The organism is Enterobacter sp. SGAir0187, assembly GCF_002952735.2.
Taxonomy (GTDB): domain Bacteria; phylum Pseudomonadota; class Gammaproteobacteria; order Enterobacterales; family Enterobacteriaceae; genus Enterobacter; species Enterobacter quasiroggenkampii.
Map to the genome: position 1 here is coordinate 3687458 of NZ_CP025034.2, position 22680 is coordinate 3710137.

20 protein-coding genes, 6 pseudogenes and 1 other annotated feature are annotated in these 22680 nt (G+C 50.0%); of the genes and pseudogenes, 13 read left to right on the forward strand and 13 right to left on the reverse strand.

The genetic code is table 11. The features are described 5' to 3' along the window. Nucleotides 1-31: 31 nt before the first annotated feature. Nucleotides 32-379, forward strand: a complete 348-nt coding sequence (gene rplS / locus CWR52_RS17825) for a 50S ribosomal protein L19 (RefSeq protein ID WP_002914145.1) — start codon at nucleotides 32-34, stop codon at nucleotides 377-379. Nucleotides 380-531: 152 nt separating this feature from the next. Here the strand turns inward: rplS and CWR52_RS17830 are convergent. The 3 pseudogenes from CWR52_RS17830 to CWR52_RS17840 form a co-directional block, all read right to left on the reverse strand. After that, nucleotides 532-923: pseudogene (locus tag CWR52_RS17830) on the reverse strand (phage tail protein); the annotation flags it as partial. Between the two features lie 26 nt (nucleotides 924-949). Beyond that, a pseudogene (locus CWR52_RS17835) lies at nucleotides 950-1090 on the reverse strand (baseplate assembly protein); the annotation flags it as partial. Then, nucleotides 1087-1668: pseudogene (locus CWR52_RS17840) on the reverse strand (phage baseplate assembly protein V). The pseudogenes CWR52_RS17840 and CWR52_RS17835, both read right to left, overlap by 4 nt. A 337-nt stretch (nucleotides 1669-2005) precedes the next feature. Between CWR52_RS17840 and CWR52_RS17845 the strand changes: the two are divergent. Both CWR52_RS17845 and CWR52_RS17850 read left to right on the forward strand, forming a co-directional pair. After that, complete coding sequence (locus CWR52_RS17845) at nucleotides 2006-3784, forward strand: AAA family ATPase (protein ID WP_104950301.1); 1779 nt, start codon at nucleotides 2006-2008, stop codon at nucleotides 3782-3784. Further along, complete coding sequence (locus CWR52_RS17850) at nucleotides 3777-4949, forward strand: hypothetical protein (protein ID WP_104950302.1); 1173 nt, start codon at nucleotides 3777-3779, stop codon at nucleotides 4947-4949. Before CWR52_RS17845 ends, CWR52_RS17850 begins: the two co-directional genes overlap by 8 nt. A gap of 117 nt (nucleotides 4950-5066) precedes the next feature. On the opposite strand, the pseudogene CWR52_RS17855 reads toward CWR52_RS17850, so the two are convergent. Both CWR52_RS17855 and CWR52_RS23455 read right to left on the reverse strand, forming a co-directional pair. After that, nucleotides 5067-5440: pseudogene (locus CWR52_RS17855) on the reverse strand (phage virion morphogenesis protein). Between the two features lie 60 nt (nucleotides 5441-5500). After that, nucleotides 5501-5713 (reverse strand): annotated as a pseudogene (locus CWR52_RS23455) (phage tail protein); the annotation flags it as partial. Between the two features lie 7 nt (nucleotides 5714-5720). Between CWR52_RS23455 and CWR52_RS17860 the strand changes: the two are divergent. The 4 genes and pseudogenes from CWR52_RS17860 to CWR52_RS17875 all read left to right on the forward strand — a co-directional run. Beyond that, nucleotides 5721-6049 (forward strand): annotated as a pseudogene (locus CWR52_RS17860) (tyrosine-type recombinase/integrase); the annotation flags it as partial. Further along, complete coding sequence (locus CWR52_RS17865; protein WP_104950304.1) at nucleotides 6046-6600, forward strand: hypothetical protein; 555 nt, start codon at nucleotides 6046-6048, stop codon at nucleotides 6598-6600. The pseudogene CWR52_RS17860 and the gene CWR52_RS17865, both read left to right, overlap by 4 nt. Before the next feature lie 632 nt (nucleotides 6601-7232). After that, the gene (locus tag CWR52_RS17870) at nucleotides 7233-7637 is read left to right on the forward strand and encodes a DUF2946 domain-containing protein (protein WP_045909262.1); all 405 of its coding nucleotides are present in this window, start codon (nucleotides 7233-7235) and stop codon (nucleotides 7635-7637) included. Nucleotides 7638-7675: 38 nt separating this feature from the next. Continuing rightward, on the forward strand, nucleotides 7676-9046 hold the full coding sequence (locus CWR52_RS17875) for a PepSY-associated TM helix domain-containing protein (RefSeq protein ID WP_104950306.1): 1371 nt from the start codon (nucleotides 7676-7678) through the stop codon (nucleotides 9044-9046). A 2-nt stretch (nucleotides 9047-9048) separates the two neighbouring features. Here CWR52_RS17875 and CWR52_RS17880 read toward each other — a convergent pair whose 3' ends face one another. The 4 genes from CWR52_RS17880 to CWR52_RS17895 all read right to left on the reverse strand — a co-directional run bounded on the left by CWR52_RS17880 (nucleotide 9049) and on the right by CWR52_RS17895 (nucleotide 11824). Further along, a complete protein-coding gene (locus CWR52_RS17880; protein WP_104950307.1) occupies nucleotides 9049-9534 on the reverse strand; it encodes an OmpA family protein in 486 nt (161 codons plus the stop codon). Between the two features lie 12 nt (nucleotides 9535-9546). Continuing rightward, nucleotides 9547-10767 (reverse strand): diguanylate cyclase DgcN, encoded by a 1221-nt coding sequence (gene dgcN / locus CWR52_RS17885; RefSeq protein ID WP_104950308.1) that lies wholly within the window; start codon nucleotides 10765-10767, stop codon nucleotides 9547-9549. Continuing rightward, complete coding sequence (locus CWR52_RS17890; protein WP_414650394.1) at nucleotides 10760-11311, reverse strand: YfiR family protein; 552 nt, start codon at nucleotides 11309-11311, stop codon at nucleotides 10760-10762. The genes dgcN and CWR52_RS17890 overlap by 8 nt, the downstream gene beginning before the upstream one ends. A 138-nt stretch (nucleotides 11312-11449) precedes the next feature. After that, the gene (locus CWR52_RS17895; protein WP_045909257.1) at nucleotides 11450-11824 is read right to left on the reverse strand and encodes a DUF2799 domain-containing protein; all 375 of its coding nucleotides are present in this window, start codon (nucleotides 11822-11824) and stop codon (nucleotides 11450-11452) included. Between the two features lie 214 nt (nucleotides 11825-12038). On the opposite strand from CWR52_RS17895, the gene aroF reads away from it, so the two are divergent. Genes aroF through CWR52_RS17910 form a run of 3 tightly spaced genes read left to right on the forward strand, consistent with a single transcriptional unit; the run spans nucleotide 12039 to nucleotide 15174 of the window. Beyond that, nucleotides 12039-13109 carry a 3-deoxy-7-phosphoheptulonate synthase AroF gene (gene aroF / locus CWR52_RS17900; protein WP_045909256.1) on the forward strand — a complete coding sequence of 357 codons (1071 nt, stop codon included), beginning with the start codon at nucleotides 12039-12041 and terminating at the stop codon, nucleotides 13107-13109. 10 nt (nucleotides 13110-13119) lie between these two features. After that, nucleotides 13120-14241, forward strand: a complete 1122-nt coding sequence (tyrA, locus tag CWR52_RS17905; RefSeq protein ID WP_104950310.1) for a bifunctional chorismate mutase/prephenate dehydrogenase — start codon at nucleotides 13120-13122, stop codon at nucleotides 14239-14241. Between the two features lie 60 nt (nucleotides 14242-14301). Next, a complete protein-coding gene (locus CWR52_RS17910) occupies nucleotides 14302-15174 on the forward strand; it encodes an SMP-30/gluconolactonase/LRE family protein (protein WP_104950311.1) in 873 nt (290 codons plus the stop codon). On the opposite strand, the gene pheA is transcribed toward CWR52_RS17910, so the two are convergent. The 4 genes from pheA to bamD all read right to left on the reverse strand — a co-directional run bounded on the left by pheA (nucleotide 15171) and on the right by bamD (nucleotide 17945). Next, nucleotides 15171-16331 carry a bifunctional chorismate mutase/prephenate dehydratase gene (pheA, locus tag CWR52_RS17915; RefSeq protein ID WP_104950312.1) on the reverse strand — a complete coding sequence of 387 codons (1161 nt, stop codon included), beginning with the start codon at nucleotides 16329-16331 and terminating at the stop codon, nucleotides 15171-15173. The two genes, CWR52_RS17910 and pheA, sit on opposite strands and share 4 nt — an antisense overlap. A 30-nt stretch (nucleotides 16332-16361) precedes the next feature. After that, nucleotides 16362-16487: a sequence feature (Phe leader region), on the reverse strand. Continuing rightward, nucleotides 16439-16486, reverse strand: coding sequence for a pheA operon leader peptide PheL (pheL, locus tag CWR52_RS17920; protein WP_100249759.1), 48 nt, complete (start codon nucleotides 16484-16486; stop codon nucleotides 16439-16441). It overlaps the preceding feature by 48 nt. 110 nt (nucleotides 16488-16597) lie before the next feature. Further along, nucleotides 16598-16939 carry a ribosome-associated translation inhibitor RaiA gene (gene raiA / locus CWR52_RS17925; RefSeq protein WP_008502470.1) on the reverse strand — a complete coding sequence of 114 codons (342 nt, stop codon included), beginning with the start codon at nucleotides 16937-16939 and terminating at the stop codon, nucleotides 16598-16600. Between the two features lie 268 nt (nucleotides 16940-17207). Continuing rightward, entirely contained in the window at nucleotides 17208-17945 is a 738-nt protein-coding gene (bamD, locus tag CWR52_RS17930; RefSeq protein WP_023308867.1) for an outer membrane protein assembly factor BamD, read from the reverse strand. Between the two features lie 131 nt (nucleotides 17946-18076). Here bamD and rluD point away from each other — a divergent pair, with 131 nt between their 5' ends. From rluD to clpB, 3 genes are all read left to right on the forward strand, one after another. Then, nucleotides 18077-19057 carry a 23S rRNA pseudouridine(1911/1915/1917) synthase RluD gene (gene rluD / locus CWR52_RS17935; protein WP_008502468.1) on the forward strand — a complete coding sequence of 327 codons (981 nt, stop codon included), beginning with the start codon at nucleotides 18077-18079 and terminating at the stop codon, nucleotides 19055-19057. Then, nucleotides 19054-19785 carry a purine nucleoside phosphorylase YfiH gene (gene yfiH / locus CWR52_RS17940; RefSeq protein WP_104950313.1) on the forward strand — a complete coding sequence of 244 codons (732 nt, stop codon included), beginning with the start codon at nucleotides 19054-19056 and terminating at the stop codon, nucleotides 19783-19785. The genes rluD and yfiH overlap by 4 nt, the downstream gene beginning before the upstream one ends. A gap of 129 nt (nucleotides 19786-19914) precedes the next feature. Beyond that, nucleotides 19915-22488 carry an ATP-dependent chaperone ClpB gene (gene clpB, locus CWR52_RS17945; protein WP_104950314.1) on the forward strand — a complete coding sequence of 858 codons (2574 nt, stop codon included), beginning with the start codon at nucleotides 19915-19917 and terminating at the stop codon, nucleotides 22486-22488. Nucleotides 22489-22680: the final 192 nt, after the last annotated feature.

Genomic DNA, 22680 nt, shown 5'->3' on the forward strand with positions numbered 1-22680 from the left:
TATCAGTTTACCCAGGATAAGAGATTAAATTATGAGCAACATTATTAAGCAACTTGAACAAGAGCAGATGAAGCAGGACGTACCTTCCTTCCGTCCAGGTGACACCGTGGAAGTGAAAGTATGGGTTGTTGAAGGTTCCAAAAAACGTCTGCAGGCATTCGAGGGCGTGGTTATCGCTATTCGTAACCGCGGTCTGCACTCTGCATTCACTGTTCGTAAAATTTCCAACGGCGAAGGCGTTGAGCGTGTCTTCCAGACTCACTCTCCGGTAGTTGACAGCATTGCTGTTAAACGTCGTGGTGCTGTACGTAAAGCTAAACTGTACTACCTGCGTGAGCGTACTGGTAAGTCTGCTCGTATTAAAGAGCGTCTGAACTAATAACGCGCTTTCGCAACATCCGAAAGCTTGTAGAAAACAAGGGGTTAGCCTAATGCTAACCCCTTTTTCATTTTAGTGTCCACGGAATGTCCACGCAGATCGCGTAATGTCCATGAGTGATCATTAGCCACAGGCAATAAAAAAACTGCCGAATCCAGGGTTGTCATCTCCATGGATGAATCGATAGCGAGCTCGACGGACTCAAAGTCTGACAGGATAATAATCGTGCGTAGGGTTTGCGCACGCCCGGAACCTTCCTCCAGTTTCGGCTTGTAGCTTTCCGCCATGCTACCAACGGCGGCCAGCGTGCCGGTGTCGTCATAAAGCCCCATCTTACGCAGCCAGAAGCCGCCCTTTTCAGCGGGATCACCAGCTCGGCGAACACATAATTTTTGTGTTTTTTTTCCTAGCTGATTTTATTCAACTCATGGCACCAGACCTCATTAATGAGTTTTGTCTGGGCGGCATGAGGCTCAGGAAATGAACCGCCACCATCACCGACAGCCATCGTCATGATGTTGACCTTTTTGCCACCCGGCGTCAGTGCGGCCGCAAATTTCGCTGCCCCGGCAGTGGTGAACCGTAATCACGTCGCATCACCCACGATCCGACCGGCGTGCGCAGAATGTCGCTCATGCTCTGGCGAATATGGTCAGCGTCAGTAATGGCCCGGACGGTATCGCGATGCATACCGATATAACGGCTCATCATTGGGTGCCCTCCGTTCTGCTGTTGCCGCGCTCCACGCCGCCGTGGTCGTGGTCATCCACCTGCACGCCGTTGGAGGTAAATTTCCCGCCTGCGTGCTTGATGTCACCGCTCATCTTCCCGCCTTTCAGCACTTCGAGCGTACTGGTGATGAGCTTGTCGGTGCACACGACTTCGGGCGTATCGAGCGTGACGCGAGTATCGGCCTTAACCAGCACGACGGATACTGTGGCGGTGATGGTGTCAGATGCCATAACGTCGGCAGTTTTAATGCCACTCATGGTTAAGGCACTGGTTTCGGGTTCGTACTCGATAACCGCACCGTCGGGAAAGACAATGTGAAAAGTATCGACAGAGGTCGAGGGCGCGGGTTGCTCATCAGAGAAAATGGCAGGCAGCACAAACGCCGTATCGAGTTCACCGCCCATGGCCAGAATGAGCACCTGCTTGCCCACAGAAGGTGCCCACGTCCGGCACGGGAGGTCAGCCATTGGAGCCAGTCGGTGACAATGCCGCCGGTTTGCACGCGGCAGCGACCGGAATCGAGGTCGATCATCGATGATGACACCAGTGCGGATCAGATTGTGCAGTAGGCGCAGAATGTCCTGAAGGATGGTTTAAGTTTTCATGCGGGAGAGGATGCCGCCAAGAGGGCATGTCGGCAATTCAATGGAGTTTGATGCTGGATGAGACAACAGCCAGTCAGTAAGTTAGTGCGCAAATCTGATCCCCTTATTGCAAGGCAGGGGCGATTTCTATAATATTTAAATAAAGCGGCTAGCTATTCGCCAGATGCGCGTTTTCAAACATACCATTATTGATTCAATGGGAAGCTGATCACTCTATCTATGTCAGAATTTGGACAAGCCCTATCAAAAGGGTATTATATATAAAAACTCAATTAAGAATGGTTGCACTATGGAATTAATAGCTCTTTACATCGAGGATTATAACGGTGTCCTTGATAGTTTCATCAAATTAAGTAGTAAGTTTTCAATCAAATATGATCATAAAAGCTTGACCATCCGCAAAGGCATTGACCGTGACATATATTATGATGATATTCCTTCAACTCTATTAATTGGACAAAATGGCACGGGCAAAACCACCATTTTAACCTTTATTGAGGACTTTCATTATGAAAATGAAAACACTGGGTTTATGGTATGGCATTCTAATGACAAAATATATGTAACTTGCAAAGGAATCCAACCATCTCATATCAGCACACATTACTCCACCAAGATAATTTATAACGCCGTCGATTTCTTTACTGAAAATGATATATTCACGATTAAATCCAACAACACTGTTGATTTTAATTCATATTTATTCGGTAGTAGAAAGGGCACAGCTAAAAACTTTATCGACATATCATTATCAAATACAGGTAGAGGCAAATCTAATAAAAAACAAGAAATAGCTAAGATTGCCAAATTTATCAATGCTGGTAGATCGCTACCGGATACTATAAATCAGGACAAAATATCAATTTTAGCAAGACTTTCACTCTCTGGCGCGGAGCGAACAAAGGCCATACTAAAAGACTCTGACTTTAGAAATAAGTATGGCGATATGCTTATTTCTCTTTTTAATCATTATTACGGAAAATACAATAACACACCAACCCCATATGGATACCCTTCAAAAGAATATCAATTTATCAAGTATAATGATTTTATGTCCTATACTAATTTCAAAAATAACAATTGGGGGTTAACATTTTTTTCTTTTATTTTCAGTAAGCTTTCAAGCGATCGTGAATTAGCTCACTCAGTATCAGATGTAATTTTCTTTACGCTAACATCCATTCTTTATTCATTTTCTAAAAAATTAACAAGCGACAAGCACAATGCTGACTTTTTATATTTAAAATTTGTAGTGGCATTATTCTTCTCCAATGATCGGAATTATATAAATGAAATAGAATTTACAATTAAAGATCACGCATTGGTCGCCGATGAAGATAAAGTAATTAAAGAGCTCATAAAACTCAAAAAGGATGTTAACCTCGTCCAAGAAATAATATACAAGTTATTTAGCAGTAATGACAAAATAAGAACAAATGAATTAGAGTTGAATTTTTATATAAACTCACCCGGAACCGCCGCGGATTTAATAAGCATGTCAAATGCATTGCCTAAAGAATTTGATGCGCTATTTAGCATCGAATGGAATGGGTTGAGTAGTGGGGAAGTTTCATTGTTACATCTTTTCTCGAGCCTATATAATTCAATTGATAAAATAAACTCCTCGAGAAATAAAAGAAAAATACTATTACTTCTTGATGAGATAGATCTGTACTTGCATCCAGAGTGGCAACGGAAAATATTTTCAGACATATTAGATATGTTAAATGAATTTAATGAAACCATAAGTTTTCAAATACTAATGTCATCGCACTCACCTATAATTGCTTCTGATTTCTTACCTGTAGATATAATATCCTTGACTCGAGGCCACAATAGAGAAATAGTTACAGGCACACTTGAGTCAATTGGCTTTGGGGAATCAATTGAAAAAACCATGAGCCAAGGTTTTTTCTTAAAAGCAACAGTTGGTGAGAGAGTTTTGAAGAAGGTGGAAGAGTTAGTTAAAAGGAAGAATGACAGATCATTTATTAACGACAATGAATATATAACATCTCTGATAAAAAATAAATTCCTTACATATATTTTGGGGGTGAAAAATGATTAAAGTTCCTACTAATTTCTCTCCAGAGTTCATTGAAGAGTACTATAATATTGTTTCTGATATGGTGTTTCTCAATAAGATAAATGAGTACAATGATGAAACAGCGGAATACCGTGAATTTAAATATTACTTGAGCCAAAATTTTCTCAAAATAATAACTGCGAGTTTTAATGACTTGTTAGATGTTTTAACAGAAGTAAACAACCTATATCCTATTATTTCTGAATGCTACAACCCCCAAAAGTTTTTCAAAGGAACTGACCTGAACGAGATATCTTCGATACTTGAAATAATGAGGATACATCTAAGAGGCGATGCAAATCTTAATAGAATATGCGCACTCAAGAGCGATGCAATAAATGAAATCTCAATTATCAATAGAAGACTACAAAGTCATTACGTTGATTTTTATATCTCAGAACTAAATAACTCTAATGATGCACACTCAATAAAATCATGTTGCAAAAAAATCTATGCAACTTTAAATGATGGGAATATAGACCTAGAAGTAGCTCCTGAATGGGTTAGGCAGTTAAAAAATATAATGTCCTATGAATCCATACCTAGTGAAGTACTTCGTAAAGTTGGTGATGAGCTTGCATTGGATTATTGCCCGATGTGTAACGAATCTCAAGTGGGAAATATAACTGATGAGAGTAGAGTTTATAGGCAGGCTCTTGATCATTTTCTTCCAAAATCAAAATATCCAATTTTTTCATTAAGCATTTATAACCTTATCCCTTGTTGCAATACATGTAACTCTTTATTCAAGAGAGACAAAGATACTTTGTCTCCTCCCCATGCAAACCCTTATGTTCAAGGTTCAGATGAGCATGTTATTTTCGACATCGAAGCATTAGCTCTGGCTATGCTTTATAAAAAAGAATCAGGATCGAGAGTGAGATTCATTGCAACAAACACTAATGTTGACAATAATATTAAGTTATTCAAACTATTAGGTGTGTATAATAAAAGAGAGACTAAACGTCAGATACTTAGAATTATGTCACTTTTTAATAGTTATTATGCGAAGTGGAACGCCACTATGACCTATGAAGAATTCCTAGTTGATATAGTTGATTATGACAGAGCTAAACTACCATACGAAATTATTTATGGGAAATTCAAAATGGATTTGTTAGATTTCATGGAGAAAGTAAATCGCTAACCATTTTGGAAGAATTATTTTTCCCATCATTAAAATAAAAACAATCAACCTAGTTGGAGTCGGTGTCAATGTTTGAGTCCTACTAGGTTGATTCAGGTTCTAACCAAGAATAACTAGCTATAACCTCAAATGCTTAATAATTATCTTTTCAAGAAAATACCTATCATCAAGATTTAAACCAAGTAATGGGCGAGCCTCGTAGAGCACAACTCGACTATTTTGGCTCGTTCGGTCTTTAAGCCCAAGCTGGTGCACCTGAGCCATACGTTGCACCTTGCCAGTAAACTCCACCACGGCCGCATCATCCTGCCCGGTAGCTTCCATAAAGCGATTGGTGCGAAGCCTTTCGAATATATCACGATTAACCCTGACATTTTTACCCTGACCGGCTGGCGCTTTCTGGCTGCGTAGGATGTGCCGTCCGGCGCTTTCTGCGTGTTAATGCGGCGTTGCTGTCGGGTACGCAGTGTTTTCGCGATCTCTGCGGTCATTCGTCGGCGGCTCGCCGGTGACTGTGCTGCGATCAATCCGGCTAGCCAGTCATCAAAGGCTTAAAGGCATTCATGCCATTCGCTCACAAGCTCACCGTGAACATAGAGCTGCATCGGACGGGTCACCCGCTCCGGCGGCTCTGGTGCATGTTCGACCTACAGTTCGGTGCCGACTTCTTTGACGAGAGTTCGCTCTGTCAGCAACAGGCTGATGCTGAAGTCGATGCTGTCGTCGTTATTTATATCGGCCACATAGATAAAACCACGCTTGCGCCTTCATCCTTGCTATCAGGAATTCATAAAATGCTTAAGCTCACAGCCATCGAGCTTGCAGATGGCCAAAAAACACATGCGCTCCGACATACCTTCGCCAGCCATTTTATGATTAACGGTGGAAATATACTAGTATTTCAAAGAATACTCGGGCATTCTAATATTCGTGAAACTATGCGCTATGCACATTTCGCTCCAGAACATTTGGAGGAGGTTGTTGCACTGAATTCATTAAATAATATTGAAAATTTAAGTTTAATCGTATTTTATTTAACAAATGATTCAGGTCTGTTAATTGTATTTTGTAAAATGGGTGTGGGGATAGTGAAAAAATGAAAGTCACAAAACAACAAGTAATCGATGCCGTGTCGCAATCTTCAGTTTTTAAATTTGTTGATGATCCTATTTCAAGTAGAACCTTTACTGTTGAATGGAAAGGTAAACGTTTTTTTATTTCATTTAATGATGAAAAGGAACTTGCTGATAAGACAGAAGATGATGAATTGGTTGAACGCTTTGGCGCGACAGATTTTTCCATAAGTTCATTGCTTCAACCTAAATTTGAAGATAAGTCTGAGCAAATGATTTTTAATAAATATATTATTGCTAATAAAGTCAATGTTGACTTGGAAATCCCAGCGCTTGTTTTATATAGAGAGTTTGTTGATGTATATGAAGTGTCGGTAAAACATAAAATATTTTTTACTCAGCCAGTTGGGATGAAGACTAATGCTTCTAAATATATTGAAGGTGCTGTTTCTTCAATGTTGATTTGCGTCATGCTTGCAATGAGAAAGCTGTCAAGAGAACTAAAAGAGTTTAAAGTAGATCCCGAGCCATTTATCAAAAATGCTCGTACTGAAGGGATGAGTGAATATGAAGAGTAATACATCTTTGAGAATTTATCTCATAACATTATTCATTAATATGATAATTACATTCTTTATTGGTTATAAATATAAAGATTTTCTTATCCTATCCTTATCTCCAACTATTTATTATCAAGGTATTGTATTTATCTCGTTAAGTTTACCATTACTCATTACTTGGATGCATGAATGTTGCTCGAAACACATTCTTCTAAGAAAATTAAGAAAGTTCAAGCAAAAAGCACCAGCTATAGACCAGAGCTCCTTAGATGAGGAATCACGTAAGAAGCTCGAAAAACTAACAAAACAGGATTTGCCAACTAGTCATGAGATTCATGAGCTCCATGAACAGATGGAGAAAATGTTTAGCTGAGTGTCTATATCATTGAGTGTTAGTGTCCATTATATGTCCATGCAGTATGTTCTCGATGGCCTCGTGTTGCACTTGTGATACATCTAACATTCTTTTTTTAAATACGTATTTTTTCAATATGTTGGAATAAAAGCGTCTGAACTAAGATTCGCTTAAGCGACATCCTGTTAGAAAGGGCTGGCCGAAAGGCTGGCCCTTTTTTTATCCCATCGCATCTCTCGCGTTAACCCTTTCGTCATAAATCATTTACAATGCTTGCCTCTTGAATGGAGGGGAAGTGGATAACGTACTGCATCAGCCTGACCGGAAACGCGCAGCGGCTTTGACCGCGCTGTTTGCGATCCTGCTGATCGTGGTAGCACCCCTTATCTCCGTCTCATTGCAGAAAGATCCCATGAGCGCCATGCCGGGCATGCATCATGACATGAGCATGATGTCGATGGACGAGCATCACGGCGATATGCCGCACACGATGCCTGTCGACCATGCGGAAGCGTGCGGCTACTGCGTGCTGTTAGCGCATGTCCCTGGCGTGATGCTGGCGCTCATCGTCCTGCTCAGCGTGGTGCTGCAGAGGCTTCGCGTTAAGCCGCCGCGTCAGGCGGTCAACCACTGGCACTTCTTCCCCTGGCTTTACCCTGATACCCGCGCGCCGCCGCGGCAGTCTGCTTTTTCCCAATAAAAAAATATCGATAACTTTTTGCCTTAAAAAGGAAAAGTATGACTACCTGCACCTCGCGCGCGGCATGGGGAAACCTGCTGCGTCGCCTTCATTTCTACGTTGGGCTGTTTGTCGGCCCGTTTATCTTCTTTGCCGCGCTGACCGGTACGCTGTATGTGGCGACCCCACAGCTGGAAAACGCACTCTACCGGCACGCGCTCCACGCGGATTCCGTGGGCGAGCTGCAGCCTCTGGCGGAACAAATCGCCGTGGCGGAAAAAACCGTTGGATCAGATTTACGTTTGCACGCCGTTCGTCCGGGGCTGGCGGAAGGGGAAACCACCCGCGTGATGTTCGCTGACCCAAAACTTGGGCCATCGGAGAACCGGGCTATCTTTATCGATCCGGTGAGCCTGGCGGTGCTGGGGGATATGACGGTATACGGCACCAGCGGGATTTTACCGCTGCGTCAGACCATTGATTACCTGCATACCTCTCTGATGCTGGGCGACGTGGGGAGACTCTACAGCGAGTTTGCGGCCTCGTGGATGTGGGTTGCCGCGCTGGGCGGTATTGCCCTGTGGTTTTATACCCGACCCAAACGACGGATCAACAATCGCTTCCAGAACCGGCGTCGGGTGCACGTGACGCTGGGCTGGGTTCTGCTGGGAGGAATGCTGCTGTTCTCCGCAACCGGCCTGACCTGGTCCCAGTGGGCTGGCGGGAACGTGGATAAGCTGCGTGCAGAGATGAACTGGCTCACCCCGCAGGTGAACACGACGCTATCCGGCCAGCATGAGGTCGTGGATGAACATGCCGAACACCGTGGTCATCACGGCGGGATGATGATGCCGGAAATGGCGATGGATTTGACGCTGTTTGACGGCGTGTTAAGCGCGGCGCGTCACGCGGGGATTGATGCCAGCAAGCTGGAGATCCGCCCGGCGAAAACGAGGGATCGCGCCTGGACCGTGACGGAAATCGATCGCAGCTGGCCGACCCAGGTGGACGCCGTGGCGGTAGATCCCCATACGATGCAGATCCTGGACAGAACCCGATTCGAGGATTTTCCGTTAATGGCAAAACTGACCCGCTGGGGCGTGGATTTCCATATGGGGATCTTATTCGGCCTGGCAAATCAGCTGCTGCTCGTGGCGTTCGGCCTCGCCCTGTGCGTGCTCATCATCTGGGGATACCGGATGTGGTGGATGCGTCGTCCTGCGCAATCGACTGTGAGTCCGGTACAGACGCTTTGTCAGAGCTGGCTGGCGCTGTCAGGATGGGGAAGAGGCGTTACGGTGATAACCAGCGTACTGTTGGGGCTGGCCCTGCCGATCATGGGCGTGAGTCTGGCGCTGTTTGTTCTGGTGGACTGGCTGCGCTGGCGAGCGGCAACCAGGGTGACGCTCGCCGAATCATCCGCTAAATAACCCTATGGCGTGCTGATCACCACTGCGACGCGGCGGTTTTCAGCGCGACCTTGCGAGGTACTGTTGCTCGCAACCGGGTATTTTTGACCTAATCCCCGCGTGGTGAGATTGCTGCGCGGGATATTTGCCCCCTTCGCCCAGGCGTCGGCCACGGCATTGGCGCGTTTTAACGACAGCGCTTCGTTGTAGCTTTCTTCCCCGTAGTTATCCGTGTGACCGTCCATTCGCGCGTGGTTCAGGCCGGTTTCCGCCAGGCGAGAGGCCATGGACTGGATCTGCGTTTCACTTTCCGGGCGCAGTCGGGCGTCATTTTTATCAAACAGGATGGTGTCCGACATGCCAAGCGACCAGTCACCGTTCAGTTCGTTAAAACCGTAAGACTTCATCGCCGCAATTTGCTCAGGAGTGAATTTACCTTCCGGCGGCGACTGACAGCCTGCCAGAACCAGTGAGGCCAGTACTATCGGCGCGAAGTAACGTTTTAACATAGTGTATCCTTTCTAACTTATTGTTTTCGTACGCTGGTTTTTAACCTGGTACATGTTGCGGTCAGCCCTCTCCAGTAATGCTTCCACGGAAGCATTTTCCCACGCCAGAGCAAAGCCAATGCTGAGTGACATCGATGCTTTTTGTCCGTTATGAAGATCAAACGGACGGATAAACTGCTGCGAAAGCGCAGAACAAATGTGTTGAACCTCAAGCTCGGAGTGAACGCCGTACAGCACCATGGCAAATTCGTCTCCGCCAAGACGGTAAGACTGATGACGTTTGTCGCCAAACTCCATCATCCTGCTGGCGACTTCGATCAGCACGCAGTCTCCTGCCGCGTGTCCCCAGGTGTCGTTAATAAACTTAAAATTATCACCGTCGAGGAAGAGCAGGGCCGAGTTTGTTCTGGCTGAAGGGTCGTTCATCAATGCCGCAATGCTGTTACGAAACGCCGCACGGTTGGCAAGACCGGTAAGCGGGTCGTGCATGGCGGTCCGCAACAGCTGAGCGTTTTTCGCCTGAAGCTTCAGCTGCCACTCTTCCATTTCATCCAGAAGACTGTTGAAGTCCTCGCCAAACTGGTGAAATTCTTCGATACGGCCGTCTTTCACCCGGCGGGAGAAGTTGCGGTTCGTGCGTACGTCATGCACGACGTCGGTAATGTTTTGCAGGGCCGTGACCATTCCACGATGCAAAGACTGGGTAATGATGAGCGCGACGACGGCGGCAAAGAGAATGCAGCCGGTCAGTACGGCAAACGATGTCCAGATGAAATGGCTGATCAAACTGTCGCGTGCGGTAAGGCGGATTTCGCCGATCATTAAGCCGTTATGCATGATGGGCTGCGCAACCGGTACGGGGAAAAGCCAGCGACTGACCAGCGCGCCCAGCGTGTCGTTGTTATCCTCCGGGTTCCAGGACCAGTAGGCGAACCGCTTTTTATGCGCGTTAATCACCTCCGCTGCGGCAAACTGCCCCTGTTTGCCCAGGGCGGCAAGCGTTTCGTTGGCCGCCAGCGAGTCGTTGAAAACCAGCGAGGCTTCCAGGCTGTGGCTCATCGTGGCGCCGGTTAATTCAAGATTCTTTTGCGCGTATTGTTTTAACGTCACGACGGAAGCAAAACAGAGCAACAGCCATATTAACGTCATCGTGATAATGACGCTTATCATGCTGTTTCGCCTCAACGTTCTTTTAAACGTCGGCCGTGGCGTTGAAGTGAAATCTTTATCCATGCTGCTTATTCCGTGCCAGCATTAATACATCCGGATTGACTCTTACGCCACTGCGCGTCAATGCATCCAGGTTGACGGAAAACCGTACCTGGCCGCGATCGATCATCAGGCAAAAGGCACTGCCAATTACACATTCCGGATTTTGCTCTGAGATTAATAGCAACGCTCTGCCCTGATATTGACTTATTAATTCAAGTTGTTTTGCCGGTGATTCAGACCCGAAATATATCGCATCGCACGTCGCGGCCAGGGCTTCCCGATCGTTACGTACAATAACGGGAGTATAGGGTAACTCGTTGTGCCCTTCGTCGCCGCTGAGCGCGTGTGTATAGTGAGAAGTGGCATAGACGCAAAGTCTGGGCTGCCCGGATAGTGACGGCCATCGCGTATAGCTCACAATGCCTGAGACAATCGAACGTACCGATTTATCCGTTTCCGTGAGCGTGCCTGCCGTCGCTGGGCCCACCGTAATGAACAGCATTAACACCAGAGTGAGTCGGAAAAAAGAGATCAAGAATAAATTTCTCACCAGAATCCGCCACATCGCTCCGGAAATAGATGTCCTTAAGAGTTGCGGGCAGAATACCATTGTTTATCAGAGCCGTCATTATGTCAGAAATAGCATCAGGCCAACCTAAGCTAAATCCTACTGTTGTTTATTTTCCGGTGGTTAAAAGCAGACTTAATTGAGTCTGCTGGAACGCATACCTTCATCCATTCCTTTTTGCCATGACGCACGCAGTTTTGTCGCGTTTTCGACAGTATCGCAACTGGCAGGGAAAGATTTGCCCGCTAATCCCCAGGCGTGAATAAACCCTTCTTCACAGACTCTCTTCTGACCATCGGCATAGCCGCGAAGATATTCGCTACGATCAACGTGGGTGTCGTTAAAACTATCGGCCAGGGTCTGGTTATCTTTAACCGGCAGGCCATTCATGGCGTCTTCTTTACCGGCATCAAACCAGGATGGACTGGTCCAGTCGGGCTGGAAGGTGTAAGGATTGATCTGGCAACCCGTTAAAAACAGCGACAACAGCGTGAGAGCAATTGAACGCATAGCCATTCTCCTTTTTTCTTCAGCATAGCCTGGCTTGAGAAAATATGTCTGTAATTTAAACTTTACGTTTTTATCGGCTGATTTTTGCAATAAATTGGCTTGTGTAAACTAATTTGTACGTATTTTGGATTGAAATGTTTACTTTTTATGGTATCGTGGTCTCACCTCATCGAGGAAAACAACTATCGCAAACGAGCTTTACAGGATCGCCATCATGCAAAAAGACGCGCTGAACAACGTACATATCACTGACGAACAGGTTTTAATTACTCCGGATCAACTGAAAGCGGAGTTTCCGCTGAGCGTCGCGCAGGAGGCTCAGATTGAGCACTCGCGTCAGACCATTTCAAATATCATCGCCGGCCGCGATCCCCGCCTGCTGGTGGTGTGTGGTCCTTGCTCCATTCACGATCCTGAAACCGCCATTGAGTACGCTCGTCGATTTAAAGCATTAGCGGAGGAGGTCAGCGATAGCCTCTATCTGGTGATGCGCGTCTATTTTGAGAAGCCACGTACCACCGTCGGCTGGAAAGGGTTGATTAACGATCCGCACATGGATGGCTCGTTTGATGTGGAAGCAGGCCTGAAGATTGCGCGTCGCCTGCTGGTGGAGCTGGTCAGCATGGGGCTGCCGCTGGCAACCGAGGCGCTGGACCCGAACAGCCCGCAATACCTTGGCGATCTGTTCAGCTGGTCCGCGATTGGCGCGCGTACCACGGAATCACAAACCCACCGCGAGATGGCGTCTGGCCTGTCGATGCCGGTTGGTTTTAAAAACGGTACCGATGGCAGCCTGGCGACGGCGATCAACGCTATGCGCGCTGCCGCCATGCCGCACCGTTTCGTCGGAATCAATCAGGCGGGCCAGGTCTGCCTCCTGCAAACGCAGGGTAACCCGGACGGTCACGTGATCCTGCGCGGCGGGAAAGCCCCGAACTACAGTCCGGCGGACGTGGCGCAGTGTGAAAAAGAGATGGAGCAGGCGGGACTACGCCCGGCACTGATGGTAGATTGCAGTCATGGTAATTCGAATAAAGATTACCGTCGCCAGCCTGCGGTTGCGGAGTCCGTGGTCGCACAGATCAAAGATGGCAATCGTTCGATTATCGGTCTGATGATTGAGAGCAATATTCATGAAGGCAATCAATCATCTGAACAACCGCGCAGTGCAATGAAGCACGGCGTCTCCGTGACGGATGCCTGCATCAGCTGGGAGACGACCGATGCGCTGCTGCGTGAGATCCATAAAGATTTAAACGGCCATCTGGCGACGCGTCTGGCTTAAGAGGGTAGTTATGGTTGCTGAATTGACCGCACTGCGCGATCAAATTGATGAAGTGGATAAGGAGCTGCTGGATCTGCTGGCGCGCCGCATGGCCCTGGTTGCCGAAGTCGGTGAGGTGAAAAGCAAATACGGCCTGCCGATCTACGTCCCGGAGCGCGAGGCCTCTATGCTGGCCTCCCGCCGTAAAGAGGCGCAGGCGCTGGGCGTATCGCCAGACCTGATTGAGGATGTTCTGCGTCGTGTGATGCGGGAATCCTATTCCAGCGAAAACGACAAAGGCTTCAAAACCCTTTGTCCGTCGTTACGTCCGGTGGTGATTGTCGGCGGTGCAGGGCAGATGGGGCGTCTGTTTGAAAAAATGCTGACGCTTTCTGGCTATCAGGTGCGCATTCTGGAAAAAGAGGACTGGGCCCAGGCGCCGGAACTCATGAAAGATGCCGGAATGGTTATCGTCAGCGTGCCGATCCACGTGACGGAGCAGATCATCGAAAAGCTGCCTCCTTTACCGAAAGACTGCATCCTGGTGGATCTGGCCTCCGTCAAAAATGGTCCGCTGCAGGCCATGCTGGCTGCGCATACGGGTCCGGTGCTGGGTCTGCACCCGATGTTTGGCCCGGACAGCGGCAGCCTGGCAAAGCAGGTGGTGGTTTACTGCGACGGTCGTCAGCCGGAAGCCTATCAGTGGTTCCTGGAACAGATTCAGGTATGGGGGGCGCGACTGCACCGCATCAGCGCGGTCGAGCACGATCAGAACATGGCATTCATTCAGGCGCTGCGCCACTTTGCGACGTTTGCCTACGGTCTGCATCTGGCGGAAGAGAACGTGCAGCTTGAACAACTGCTGGCACTCTCTTCACCTATCTATCGTCTGGAGCTGGCGATGGTCGGGCGCCTGTTCGCGCAGGATCCGCAGCTTTACGCGGACATTATTATGTCTTCCGAGAACAATCTGGCGCTCATCAAGCGCTACTATCAGCGCTTTGGTGAAGCCATTACGCTGCTGGAGCACGGAGACAAGCAGGCGTTTATCGACAGCTTCCGCAAGGTCGAGCACTGGTTTGGCGATTACGCGCAGCGTTTCCAGAATGAGAGCCGGACGTTGTTGCGCCAGGCAAATGACAGTCGCCAGTAATGCGATGATGTATATACTGAAAGCCAGCATTGCTGGCTTTTTTCATTTTGGGGAACTGTCATGGCCGAACCGCAGCTGCTGTTGAATTACACCGGGCATTTGCCTGAATGCCCGACGTGGAGCGCCGACGAGCACGCGCTCTACTGGGCCGATATTCTGGAAGGAGAGATCCACCGCTACCATCTGCCGACGGCGGAACACACCGTGCTTTCTTTCCACGAGGAGGTGGGCTGTTTCGCGCTGCGCGAGCGCGGCGGGTTTATTGTCGCCATGCGCAATGGCATCTGGCTTGCCGATAAGCATGGCCTTCTGCAGCGCAAGGTGTGCGACAACCCCTCTAACCCGCAGCTGGCGCGTTTTAACGATGGGGGCACTGATCACCAGGGCCGCTTCTATGCGGGCACGTTCTGGGGGCCGGGAGATTACAACGGCGCCCTGCTGATGCGCATCGACAACGACCTGACGCCGAAGGTGATCCAGTGCGATATCCACGGGCACAACGGCTTAGCGTTTAGCCCGGACAAGCAGTGGATGTTTACCTCAGACACGCCAAACGGTGTGATCTACCGTACCCCGCTTGATGAGCAGGGCGAACCGGGTAAGCGAGAGATGTTTCGTCAGTTTAAAGAGGGCGAGGGGATACCGGACGGCGCGGCGATGGATGTGGAAGGTTGCTACTGGAGCGCGCTGTTTGACGGCTGGCGCATCGCGCGTTTTTCACCGCAAGGGGAGCAGCTGGAAGAGTATCGCATGCCGGTACGTTGCCCGACGATGGTTTGCTTTGGCGGCGATGATATGAAAACGCTGTTTATTACCACCACGCGGGAAAATATGGATTCGGAGGAGGTGGCGAAGTATCCGCTCTCCGGGGCCATCTTCACCCTGCCGGTGAGCGTGGCAGGGATGAAGAAAAGCCGCTTTATCGAACGTTAGATTGGATCGACCGGGACGACGTTTTCGCTCGGATAGCAGCCCAGCACTTTCATGGAACGCGTGATCTCGCCCAGCTCGCGCAGGGCTTTCTGCATGGCAGCAGACTCGAGGTTGGCCTGGATATCGAGGTAGAACATCTCTTCCCACGGGTTACCGTGGATTGGGCGCGATTCCAGCCGGGTCATGATCAGGTTGTGATTACGCAGTACCAGCAGGGCTTCAACCAGCGCACCGGCCTGTTGGCCGGTGGCCATCAGCAGCGTGGTTTTGGCCGGTACCTGGTCAGACACATTGATTGCCTTGCGGGCCAACACCACGAAGCGGGTAATGTTTTGCGTCTGGTTTGCCAGGTTGCGTTCCAGCACCTGTAAACCATACAGCGCGCCGCCCGCTTCGCTGCCGAGCGCCGCGACGGTGGGGGAATTAGCCTGCGCCACTTTTTCCATCGCCGCCGAGGTACTTTCGGTGTACTCAATTTTCCAGTTCGGATAGCGGTTCAGGAACTGGCTGCACTGCTGGAACGGCTGCGGATGACTGTAAACCGTTTCGATCGTGTTCAGGTCCGTTGAGCCGGAGACCAGCACGCAGTGATCGATAGGGATCGTCAGCTCGCCGACCAGCGACAGGCTGGTGTGCTGCAGCAAGTCGTAGACATCGTTGATGGCGCCGGAGCTGGTGTTTTCAATCGGCACCACGGCGTAATCCGCCTGGCCGGTCTCGACCTGGTTAAAAATGTCGGCAAACTTCGCGCAGCCGCTTTCAATAAATTCTTCGAAATGGCGAGCGGCATACTGACGTGCGGCCAGGTGAGAATAGGAGCCCTTTGGCCCGAGGAAAGCGATACGCGCAGAGTGCGGATTGGTTTTATTGAGATGCTGCTGGAGTAGCGCTTGCTGGGTCAGAACGGAATCTTCAATGATGAGCTGGAACAACCGGGTGATGTAGTGGGCATCGAGGTGATGCGCTTTGCCGAGCTGAATGAGATGTTCCAGCAGATCCCGCTCGCGGTCGATATCACGGACCGGACGATGCGAGTCCAGCTTGGCTTTACCCACTTCAACGGCAAGGGCGCGGCGTTCGGCCAGCAGCGCCAGCAGTTTCTCATCCAGCGCGCTGATTTTTACGCGCAGATCCAGTAACGGGTTTTCCGGTGTCATAGTGTTGCCTGTCTCATCTTATCGTTATCAATAAAAAAGGCCCCCCGGTGTGGGAGGCCTTGATGTTCGTCTTCGCATTCTTTATCACACGACGAAACGCCTCCCGTTCAGGGGAAGGTAAAAAAGAATGCGAAGAAGAACGGCGTAAGTTTCATAAAGTCATCCTGTGAGTGATACCGTTAAAGTACCCGTACTGTTTTCACCCTGTCAATAAAAAACAAAAAACGCGCCCGAAGGCGCGTTGGCGGTACACTCAATTTAAAGGATTACTCTTCTTCAACTTCTTCCGCGAAGCTGGCGTCTTTCACCGACGTTGTGGCGCGACGGGCTTCACCTTTGTGTTGCACTTTATTGAGCTGCCGTTCCAGCTTGTTGATCAAATCGTTAATAGCGGTGTACATATCCTCATGTTTTGCGCTGGCGACCAGATGGCCGTTTGGAGTATTGATAGTTGCGTCAGCGATGAAACCCTGCGGCTCCTTGGACAGGATGATATGTGGATTAATCAAATGTGTTTGCCATTTATCCAGTTTGGCGAGACGGTCTGCGACGTGCTGGCGAATTGCCGGAGTAATTTCCATTTGTTTACTGGTAATGTTCATTGTCATAAATTTTACCTCTTGTCTTTCCGTCTTGGTGATTCCAGCATACCCGACCTAATGTCAAAATGTGTGATTTAGATCACGCTATTTTGTCGGTTTTTGTCAGGGAATCTTTTTTGTGAGGCAGGGCAGGAAGAGGTGAGATTTACCTTGTCGAAGGCAAAAATTGGGGCCATAGTTGACAGGATGTGTTGAGGCTAACGCGCTTCAGCGATGCTCAGAAACGAATAAAAAAACGGCAGCCTTCGGGCTGCCGTTTTGCATTGAGGCAAAATCAGGTGTTGCTGCTGTTCGCGGCGATGATTTTCGCCACTTTTTCAGCCTGAGCGGTCATCTGCATCTGACGGTAAGCATTTTCCATCAGCTTCAGGCCGTCGCGCGTTGCCTGAGTATCCGGGTAATCGCGCAGCATACCTTCTACGCGGTTAACCACGGCAACCCATGCGCCACGGCGGGTATAGTATTCCGCCACGGAGTATTCATATTTCGCCAGACGATCTTTCAGGAACACCAGACGTTTGGTGGCGTCGGTCACGTACTGGCTGTTCGGATAGCCGCGCACCAGCTTGGAGAAGTCATTGAAGGCATCACGCGCATGCTGCGGGTCACGGTCGGAACGATCCACGCCGAAGAAGCCCTGCAGCGCACTGTCGTCCAGCGCCATGTTGGTGAGGCCGCGCATGTACATTACGTAGTCGATGTTAGGATGAGTCGGGTTCAGACGCATGAAACGATCGATGGTTGCCTGAGCCAGCGGCAGATCGGCGTTTTTATAGTATGCGTAGATGAGATCTAACTGTACCTGCTGCGAATACGGACCAAATGGATAGCGATTATCCAACGCTTCCAGTTGCGTTATCGCCTGTTTCCAGTTACCGTCCTGCAACTTTTGTTGTGCAGTCGCATAGATTTCATTCGGCGGATTGTCAGGGACCTGTTCATTTGAACCGGAGCAGCCCACCAAAGCCAGGCTCAACGTGGCCGCTGCCACCAGATATTTCATGCGCGTCATGACGTTTTGACTTTCCTCAAATGTTTGTCCGGGAGAAACTCTGTTCCTGCTCCCGATTAAGACCAGCTACAATAGCACACTATATTAAACGGCAAAGCCGTAAAACCCAACGTTAAACGAAGAAGCAGTTTATGGCACAACGAGTAGAACTCACCGCAACAGTCTCCGAAAATCAGCTCGGTCAACGCTTAGATCAGGCTTTGGCCGAATTGTTCCCTGATTATTCGCGTTCACGCATAAAAGAATGGATCCTTGACCAGCGCGTGATGGTAAACGGCAAGATCTGGGACAAACCAAAAGAGAAAGTGTTAGGTGGGGAAGCTGTCGCCATCAATGCTGAAATCGAAGAGGAAATCCGCTTCGAGCCGCAGGATATCCCACTGGACATCGTCTATGAAGATGATGACATTCTGGTGATCAACAAGCCGCGCGACCTGGTTGTTCACCCGGGTGCGGGAAACCCTGACGGAACGGTACTTAACGCACTTCTCCATTATTATCCGCCGATCGCGGATGTTCCGCGCGCGGGCATCGTGCACCGTCTGGATAAAGACACTACCGGTCTGATGGTGGTGGCGAAGACCGTTCCTGCTCAGACCCGTCTGGTGGAGTCGCTGCAGCTGCGCGAAATCACCCGTGAGTATGAGGCGGTAGCCATTGGGCATATGACCTCTGGCGGAACGGTGGAAGAGCCCATCAGCCGTCACCCGACCAAGCGTACCCATATGTCGGTGCATCCGATGGGTAAACCGGCGGTGACGCACTATCGTATTATGGAACACTTCCGTATTCATACGCGCCTGCGTCTGCGTCTGGAAACCGGGCGTACTCACCAGATCCGCGTGCATATGGCCCACATTACCCATCCGCTGGTCGGCGATCAGGTCTACGGTGGCCGTCCGCGTCCGCCTAAAGGCGCATCGGATGAGTTCATCAGCGTATTGCGTAAATTCGATCGTCAGGCGCTGCACGCGACCATGCTGCGTCTTTACCATCCTATCACCGGCATTCAGATGGAGTGGCATGCGCCTATCCCGCAGGATATGGTGGACCTTATTGACGCCATGCGTGCTGATTTCGAAGAACATAAGGATCAAGTGGACTGGTTATGACCAAACTGATTGTCCCGGAGTGGCCATTGCCTGCCGGCGTGGCTGCCTGCAGTTCAACCCGCACTGGCGGTGTTAGCCAGGGCGCGTGGGCGTCGTTGAACCTCGGCGCACACTGTGGCGATAACCTGGAACACGTGGAAGAGAACCGCAGGCGTCTGTTTGCTGCGGGGAACTTGCCGTCGAAGCCGGTCTGGCTGGAACAGGTTCACGGTAACGCGGTGCTGAAGCTGACGGGGGAACCCTATGCTTCTAAACGTGCTGATGCCTCTTACAGCAATACTCCGGGAACCGTTTGTGCCGTAATGGCCGCCGATTGTCTGCCGGTGCTATTCTGCAACCGCGCAGGCACCGAGGTGGCTGCAGCACACGCGGGCTGGCGTGGACTGTGTGAAGGCGTGCTGGAAGAAACCGTCGCCTGCTTTAGCGATGCGCCCGCCAATATCATGGCCTGGCTTGGCCCGGCCATTGGTCCTCGCGCTTTTGAAGTGGGTCCAGAGGTCCGCGAAGCCTTTATGGATAAAGATCCGCAAGCGGTGGATGCCTTCCTGCCTTCTGGTGATAAATATCTGGCCGATATTTACCAGCTTGCTCGTCAGCGCCTGAACAGCGTCGGCATAACGCAGATCTTCGGCGGCGATCGCTGTACATTCAGCGAAAAGGGTGATTTTTTCTCTTATCGCCGCGACAAGACGACGGGGCGTATGGCAAGTTTCATTTGGCTGATATAACCTAAAGAATCAAGACGATCCGGCACGTGCCGTTTTCTTTTCACATAATTCAGGTCATTAACCTTGAATAATTGAGGGATGACCTCATTTAATCTCCAGTAGCAAATTTGACCTGTTATGGGAGGAGTTATGCGTCTGGATCGTCTTACTAATAAATTCCAGCTTGCTCTCGCCGATGCCCAGTCCCTCGCACTGGGGCACGACAACCAATTTATCGAACCTCTTCATTTAATGAGCGCCTTGCTGAATCAGGAAGGGGGATCGGTACGTCCTTTATTAACGTCCGCTGGCATTAATGCTGGCCAGTTACGCACCGCTATCGATCAGGCGCTGAGCCGTTTACCGCAGGTTGAAGGGACCGGCGGCGACGTTCAGCCGTCGCAGGATCTGGTGCGCGTCCTGAACCTTTGCGACAAGCTGGCGCAAAAACGTGGGGACAATTTTATTTCGTCAGAGCTGTTTGTTCTGGCGGCGCTTGAATCACGCGGTACCTTGACCGACCTGCTGAAATCTGCCGGTGCGACCACCGCCAATGTGACTCAGGCGATTGAGAATATGCGCGGAGGTGAAAGCGTGAACGATCAGGGAGCCGAAGACCAACGTCAGGCTTTGAAGAAATTTACGGTCGATCTGACCGAGCGTGCTGAACAGGGCAAACTTGACCCGGTGATCGGCCGTGATGAAGAAATCCGCCGTACCATTCAGGTACTGCAGCGTCGTACCAAGAACAACCCGGTACTGATAGGTGAACCGGGGGTCGGTAAAACCGCCATCGTTGAAGGGCTGGCGCAGCGTATTGTCAACGGGGAAGTGCCGGAAGGGCTGAAAGGCCGTCGCGTACTGGCGCTGGATATGGGCGCGCTGGTGGCCGGTGCGAAATACCGCGGCGAGTTCGAAGAGCGCCTTAAAGGCGTGCTTAACGACCTGGCGAAGCAGGAAGGCAACGTTATCCTGTTTATCGATGAGCTGCACACCATGGTCGGTGCCGGCAAGGCAGACGGCGCGATGGATGCCGGGAACATGCTGAAACCTGCGCTGGCGCGCGGTGAACTTCACTGCGTCGGTGCCACCACGCTGGATGAGTACCGTCAGTACATTGAGAAAGATGCTGCGCTGGAACGTCGTTTCCAGAAAGTGTTTGTTGCCGAGCCAAGCGTTGAAGATACCATCGCGATCCTGCGTGGTCTGAAAGAGCGCTATGAACTGCACCATCATGTGCAGATCACTGACCCGGCCATCGTTGCGGCGGCGACGCTTTCGCATCGTTATATTGCTGACCGTCAGCTGCCGGATAAAGCGATCGACCTGATTGATGAAGCGGCGTCGAGCATTCGTATGCAAATTGACTCGAAGCCGGAAGAGCTGGACCGACTCGACCGACGCATCATTCAGCTCAAGCTGGAACAGCAGGCGCTGAAGAAAGAGTCTGATGAAGCCAGTAAGAAACGTCTCGATATGCTCAATGAAGAACTGGACGATAAAGAGCGCCAGTACTCTGAGCTGGAAGAAGAGTGGAAAGCCGAGAAAGCCTCCCTTTCTGGTACGCAGACCATTAAAGCTGAACTCGAACAGGCAAAAATTGCCATTGAGCAGGCGCGACGCGTGGGCGACCTGGCGCGAATGTCAGAGCTGCAGTACGGCAAAATTCCTGAGCTGGAAAAACAGCTTGAGATAGCGACGCAGTCAGAAGGTAAAACGATGCGTCTGTTGCGTAATAAAGTGACGGATGCCGAGATCGCGGAAGTGCTTGCCCGATGGACCGGTATTCCGGTGGCGCGCATGCTGGAAGGCGAGCGTGAAAAACTGCTGCGCATGGAGAACGATCTCCACAATCGCGTGATTGGTCAAAACGAAGCGGTTGAAGCGGTATCGAATGCTATTCGTCGTAGCCGTGCAGGGCTGTCTGATCCAAACCGTCCGATTGGTTCGTTCCTGTTCCTGGGGCCGACCGGTGTCGGTAAAACCGAGCTGTGCAAAGCGCTGGCTAACTTTATGTTCGACAGCGACGATGCGATGGTGCGTATCGACATGTCCGAGTTTATGGAGAAACACTCCGTCTCGCGTCTGGTCGGGGCGCCTCCAGGATATGTGGGCTATGAAGAAGGTGGATACCTGACAGAAGCGGTGCGTCGTCGTCCTTATTCCGTCATCCTGCTGGATGAGGTGGAAAAAGCGCATCCGGATGTGTTCAACATCCTGCTTCAGGTGCTGGATGATGGTCGTCTGACCGACGGGCAGGGGAGAACGGTCGACTTCCGTAATACGGTTGTCATTATGACCTCGAACCTGGGTTCCGATTTGATTCAGGAACGTTTCGGTGAACTGGACTACAGCCATATGAAGGATTTGGTGCTGGGTGTGGTAAGCCATAACTTCCGTCCGGAGTTCATCAACCGTATTGATGAAGTGGTGGTATTCCATCCTCTGGGTGAGAAACACATTGCGTCGATTGCGCAGATCCAGCTGCAGCGTCTGTACAAACGTCTGGAAGAGCGTGGATATGAAATTCACATCTCCGACGATGCGCTGAAGCTGCTGAGTAAGAATGGTTACGATCCGGTGTACGGTGCGCGTCCATTGAAACGCGCTATCCAGCAGCATATCGAAAACCCGCTGGCGCAACAGATCCTCTCCGGGGAGCTGGTTCCTGGCAAAGTTATCCGTCTGGAAGCCAACGACGACCGCATTGTGGCAGTGCAGTAAGTCACAAAACGCAAAAACGAGCCGCTTGCGGCTCGTTTTTGTTTAAAAACCAGGCGAAAATTGAGGTCTGGAGTTGGTTTTGCCTGGAAAGTGAACAGTCAGTAAATAAATTTCACTTTATCCTTGCAGGTTCAGAATTACTCCCTATAATGCGCCTCCACTGACACGGAACAACGGCACACACGCCGCCGG

Excerpts from the sequence above, each read along its gene's own strand:
- CWR52_RS17895 (WP_045909257.1), bottom strand. The coding sequence starts at position 11,824 with ATGCGTTCAATTGCTCTCACGCTGTTGTCGCTGTTTTTAACGGGTTGC.
- CWR52_RS17850 (WP_104950302.1), top strand. The coding sequence starts at position 3,777 with ATGATTAAAGTTCCTACTAATTTCTCTCCAGAGTTCATTGAAGAGTAC.
- CWR52_RS17845 (WP_104950301.1), top strand. The coding sequence starts at position 2,006 with ATGGAATTAATAGCTCTTTACATCGAGGATTATAACGGTGTCCTTGAT.
- pheA (WP_104950312.1), bottom strand. The coding sequence starts at position 16,331 with ATGACACCGGAAAACCCGTTACTGGATCTGCGCGTAAAAATCAGCGCG.
- yfiH (WP_104950313.1), top strand. The coding sequence starts at position 19,054 with ATGACCAAACTGATTGTCCCGGAGTGGCCATTGCCTGCCGGCGTGGCT.
- aroF (WP_045909256.1), top strand. The coding sequence starts at position 12,039 with ATGCAAAAAGACGCGCTGAACAACGTACATATCACTGACGAACAGGTT.
- dgcN (WP_104950308.1), bottom strand. The coding sequence starts at position 10,767 with ATGGATAAAGATTTCACTTCAACGCCACGGCCGACGTTTAAAAGAACG.
- clpB (WP_104950314.1), top strand. The coding sequence starts at position 19,915 with ATGCGTCTGGATCGTCTTACTAATAAATTCCAGCTTGCTCTCGCCGAT.
- tyrA (WP_104950310.1), top strand. The coding sequence starts at position 13,120 with ATGGTTGCTGAATTGACCGCACTGCGCGATCAAATTGATGAAGTGGAT.
- raiA (WP_008502470.1), bottom strand. The coding sequence starts at position 16,939 with ATGACAATGAACATTACCAGTAAACAAATGGAAATTACTCCGGCAATT.
- bamD (WP_023308867.1), bottom strand. The coding sequence starts at position 17,945 with ATGACGCGCATGAAATATCTGGTGGCAGCGGCCACGTTGAGCCTGGCT.
- CWR52_RS17910 (WP_104950311.1), top strand. The coding sequence starts at position 14,302 with ATGGCCGAACCGCAGCTGCTGTTGAATTACACCGGGCATTTGCCTGAA.
- rplS (WP_002914145.1), top strand. The coding sequence starts at position 32 with ATGAGCAACATTATTAAGCAACTTGAACAAGAGCAGATGAAGCAGGAC.
- CWR52_RS17880 (WP_104950307.1), bottom strand. The coding sequence starts at position 9,534 with ATGTTAAAACGTTACTTCGCGCCGATAGTACTGGCCTCACTGGTTCTG.
- rluD (WP_008502468.1), top strand. The coding sequence starts at position 18,077 with ATGGCACAACGAGTAGAACTCACCGCAACAGTCTCCGAAAATCAGCTC.
- CWR52_RS17865 (WP_104950304.1), top strand. The coding sequence starts at position 6,046 with ATGAAAGTCACAAAACAACAAGTAATCGATGCCGTGTCGCAATCTTCA.
- CWR52_RS17890 (WP_414650394.1), bottom strand. The coding sequence starts at position 11,311 with ATGTGGCGGATTCTGGTGAGAAATTTATTCTTGATCTCTTTTTTCCGA.
- CWR52_RS17875 (WP_104950306.1), top strand. The coding sequence starts at position 7,676 with ATGACTACCTGCACCTCGCGCGCGGCATGGGGAAACCTGCTGCGTCGC.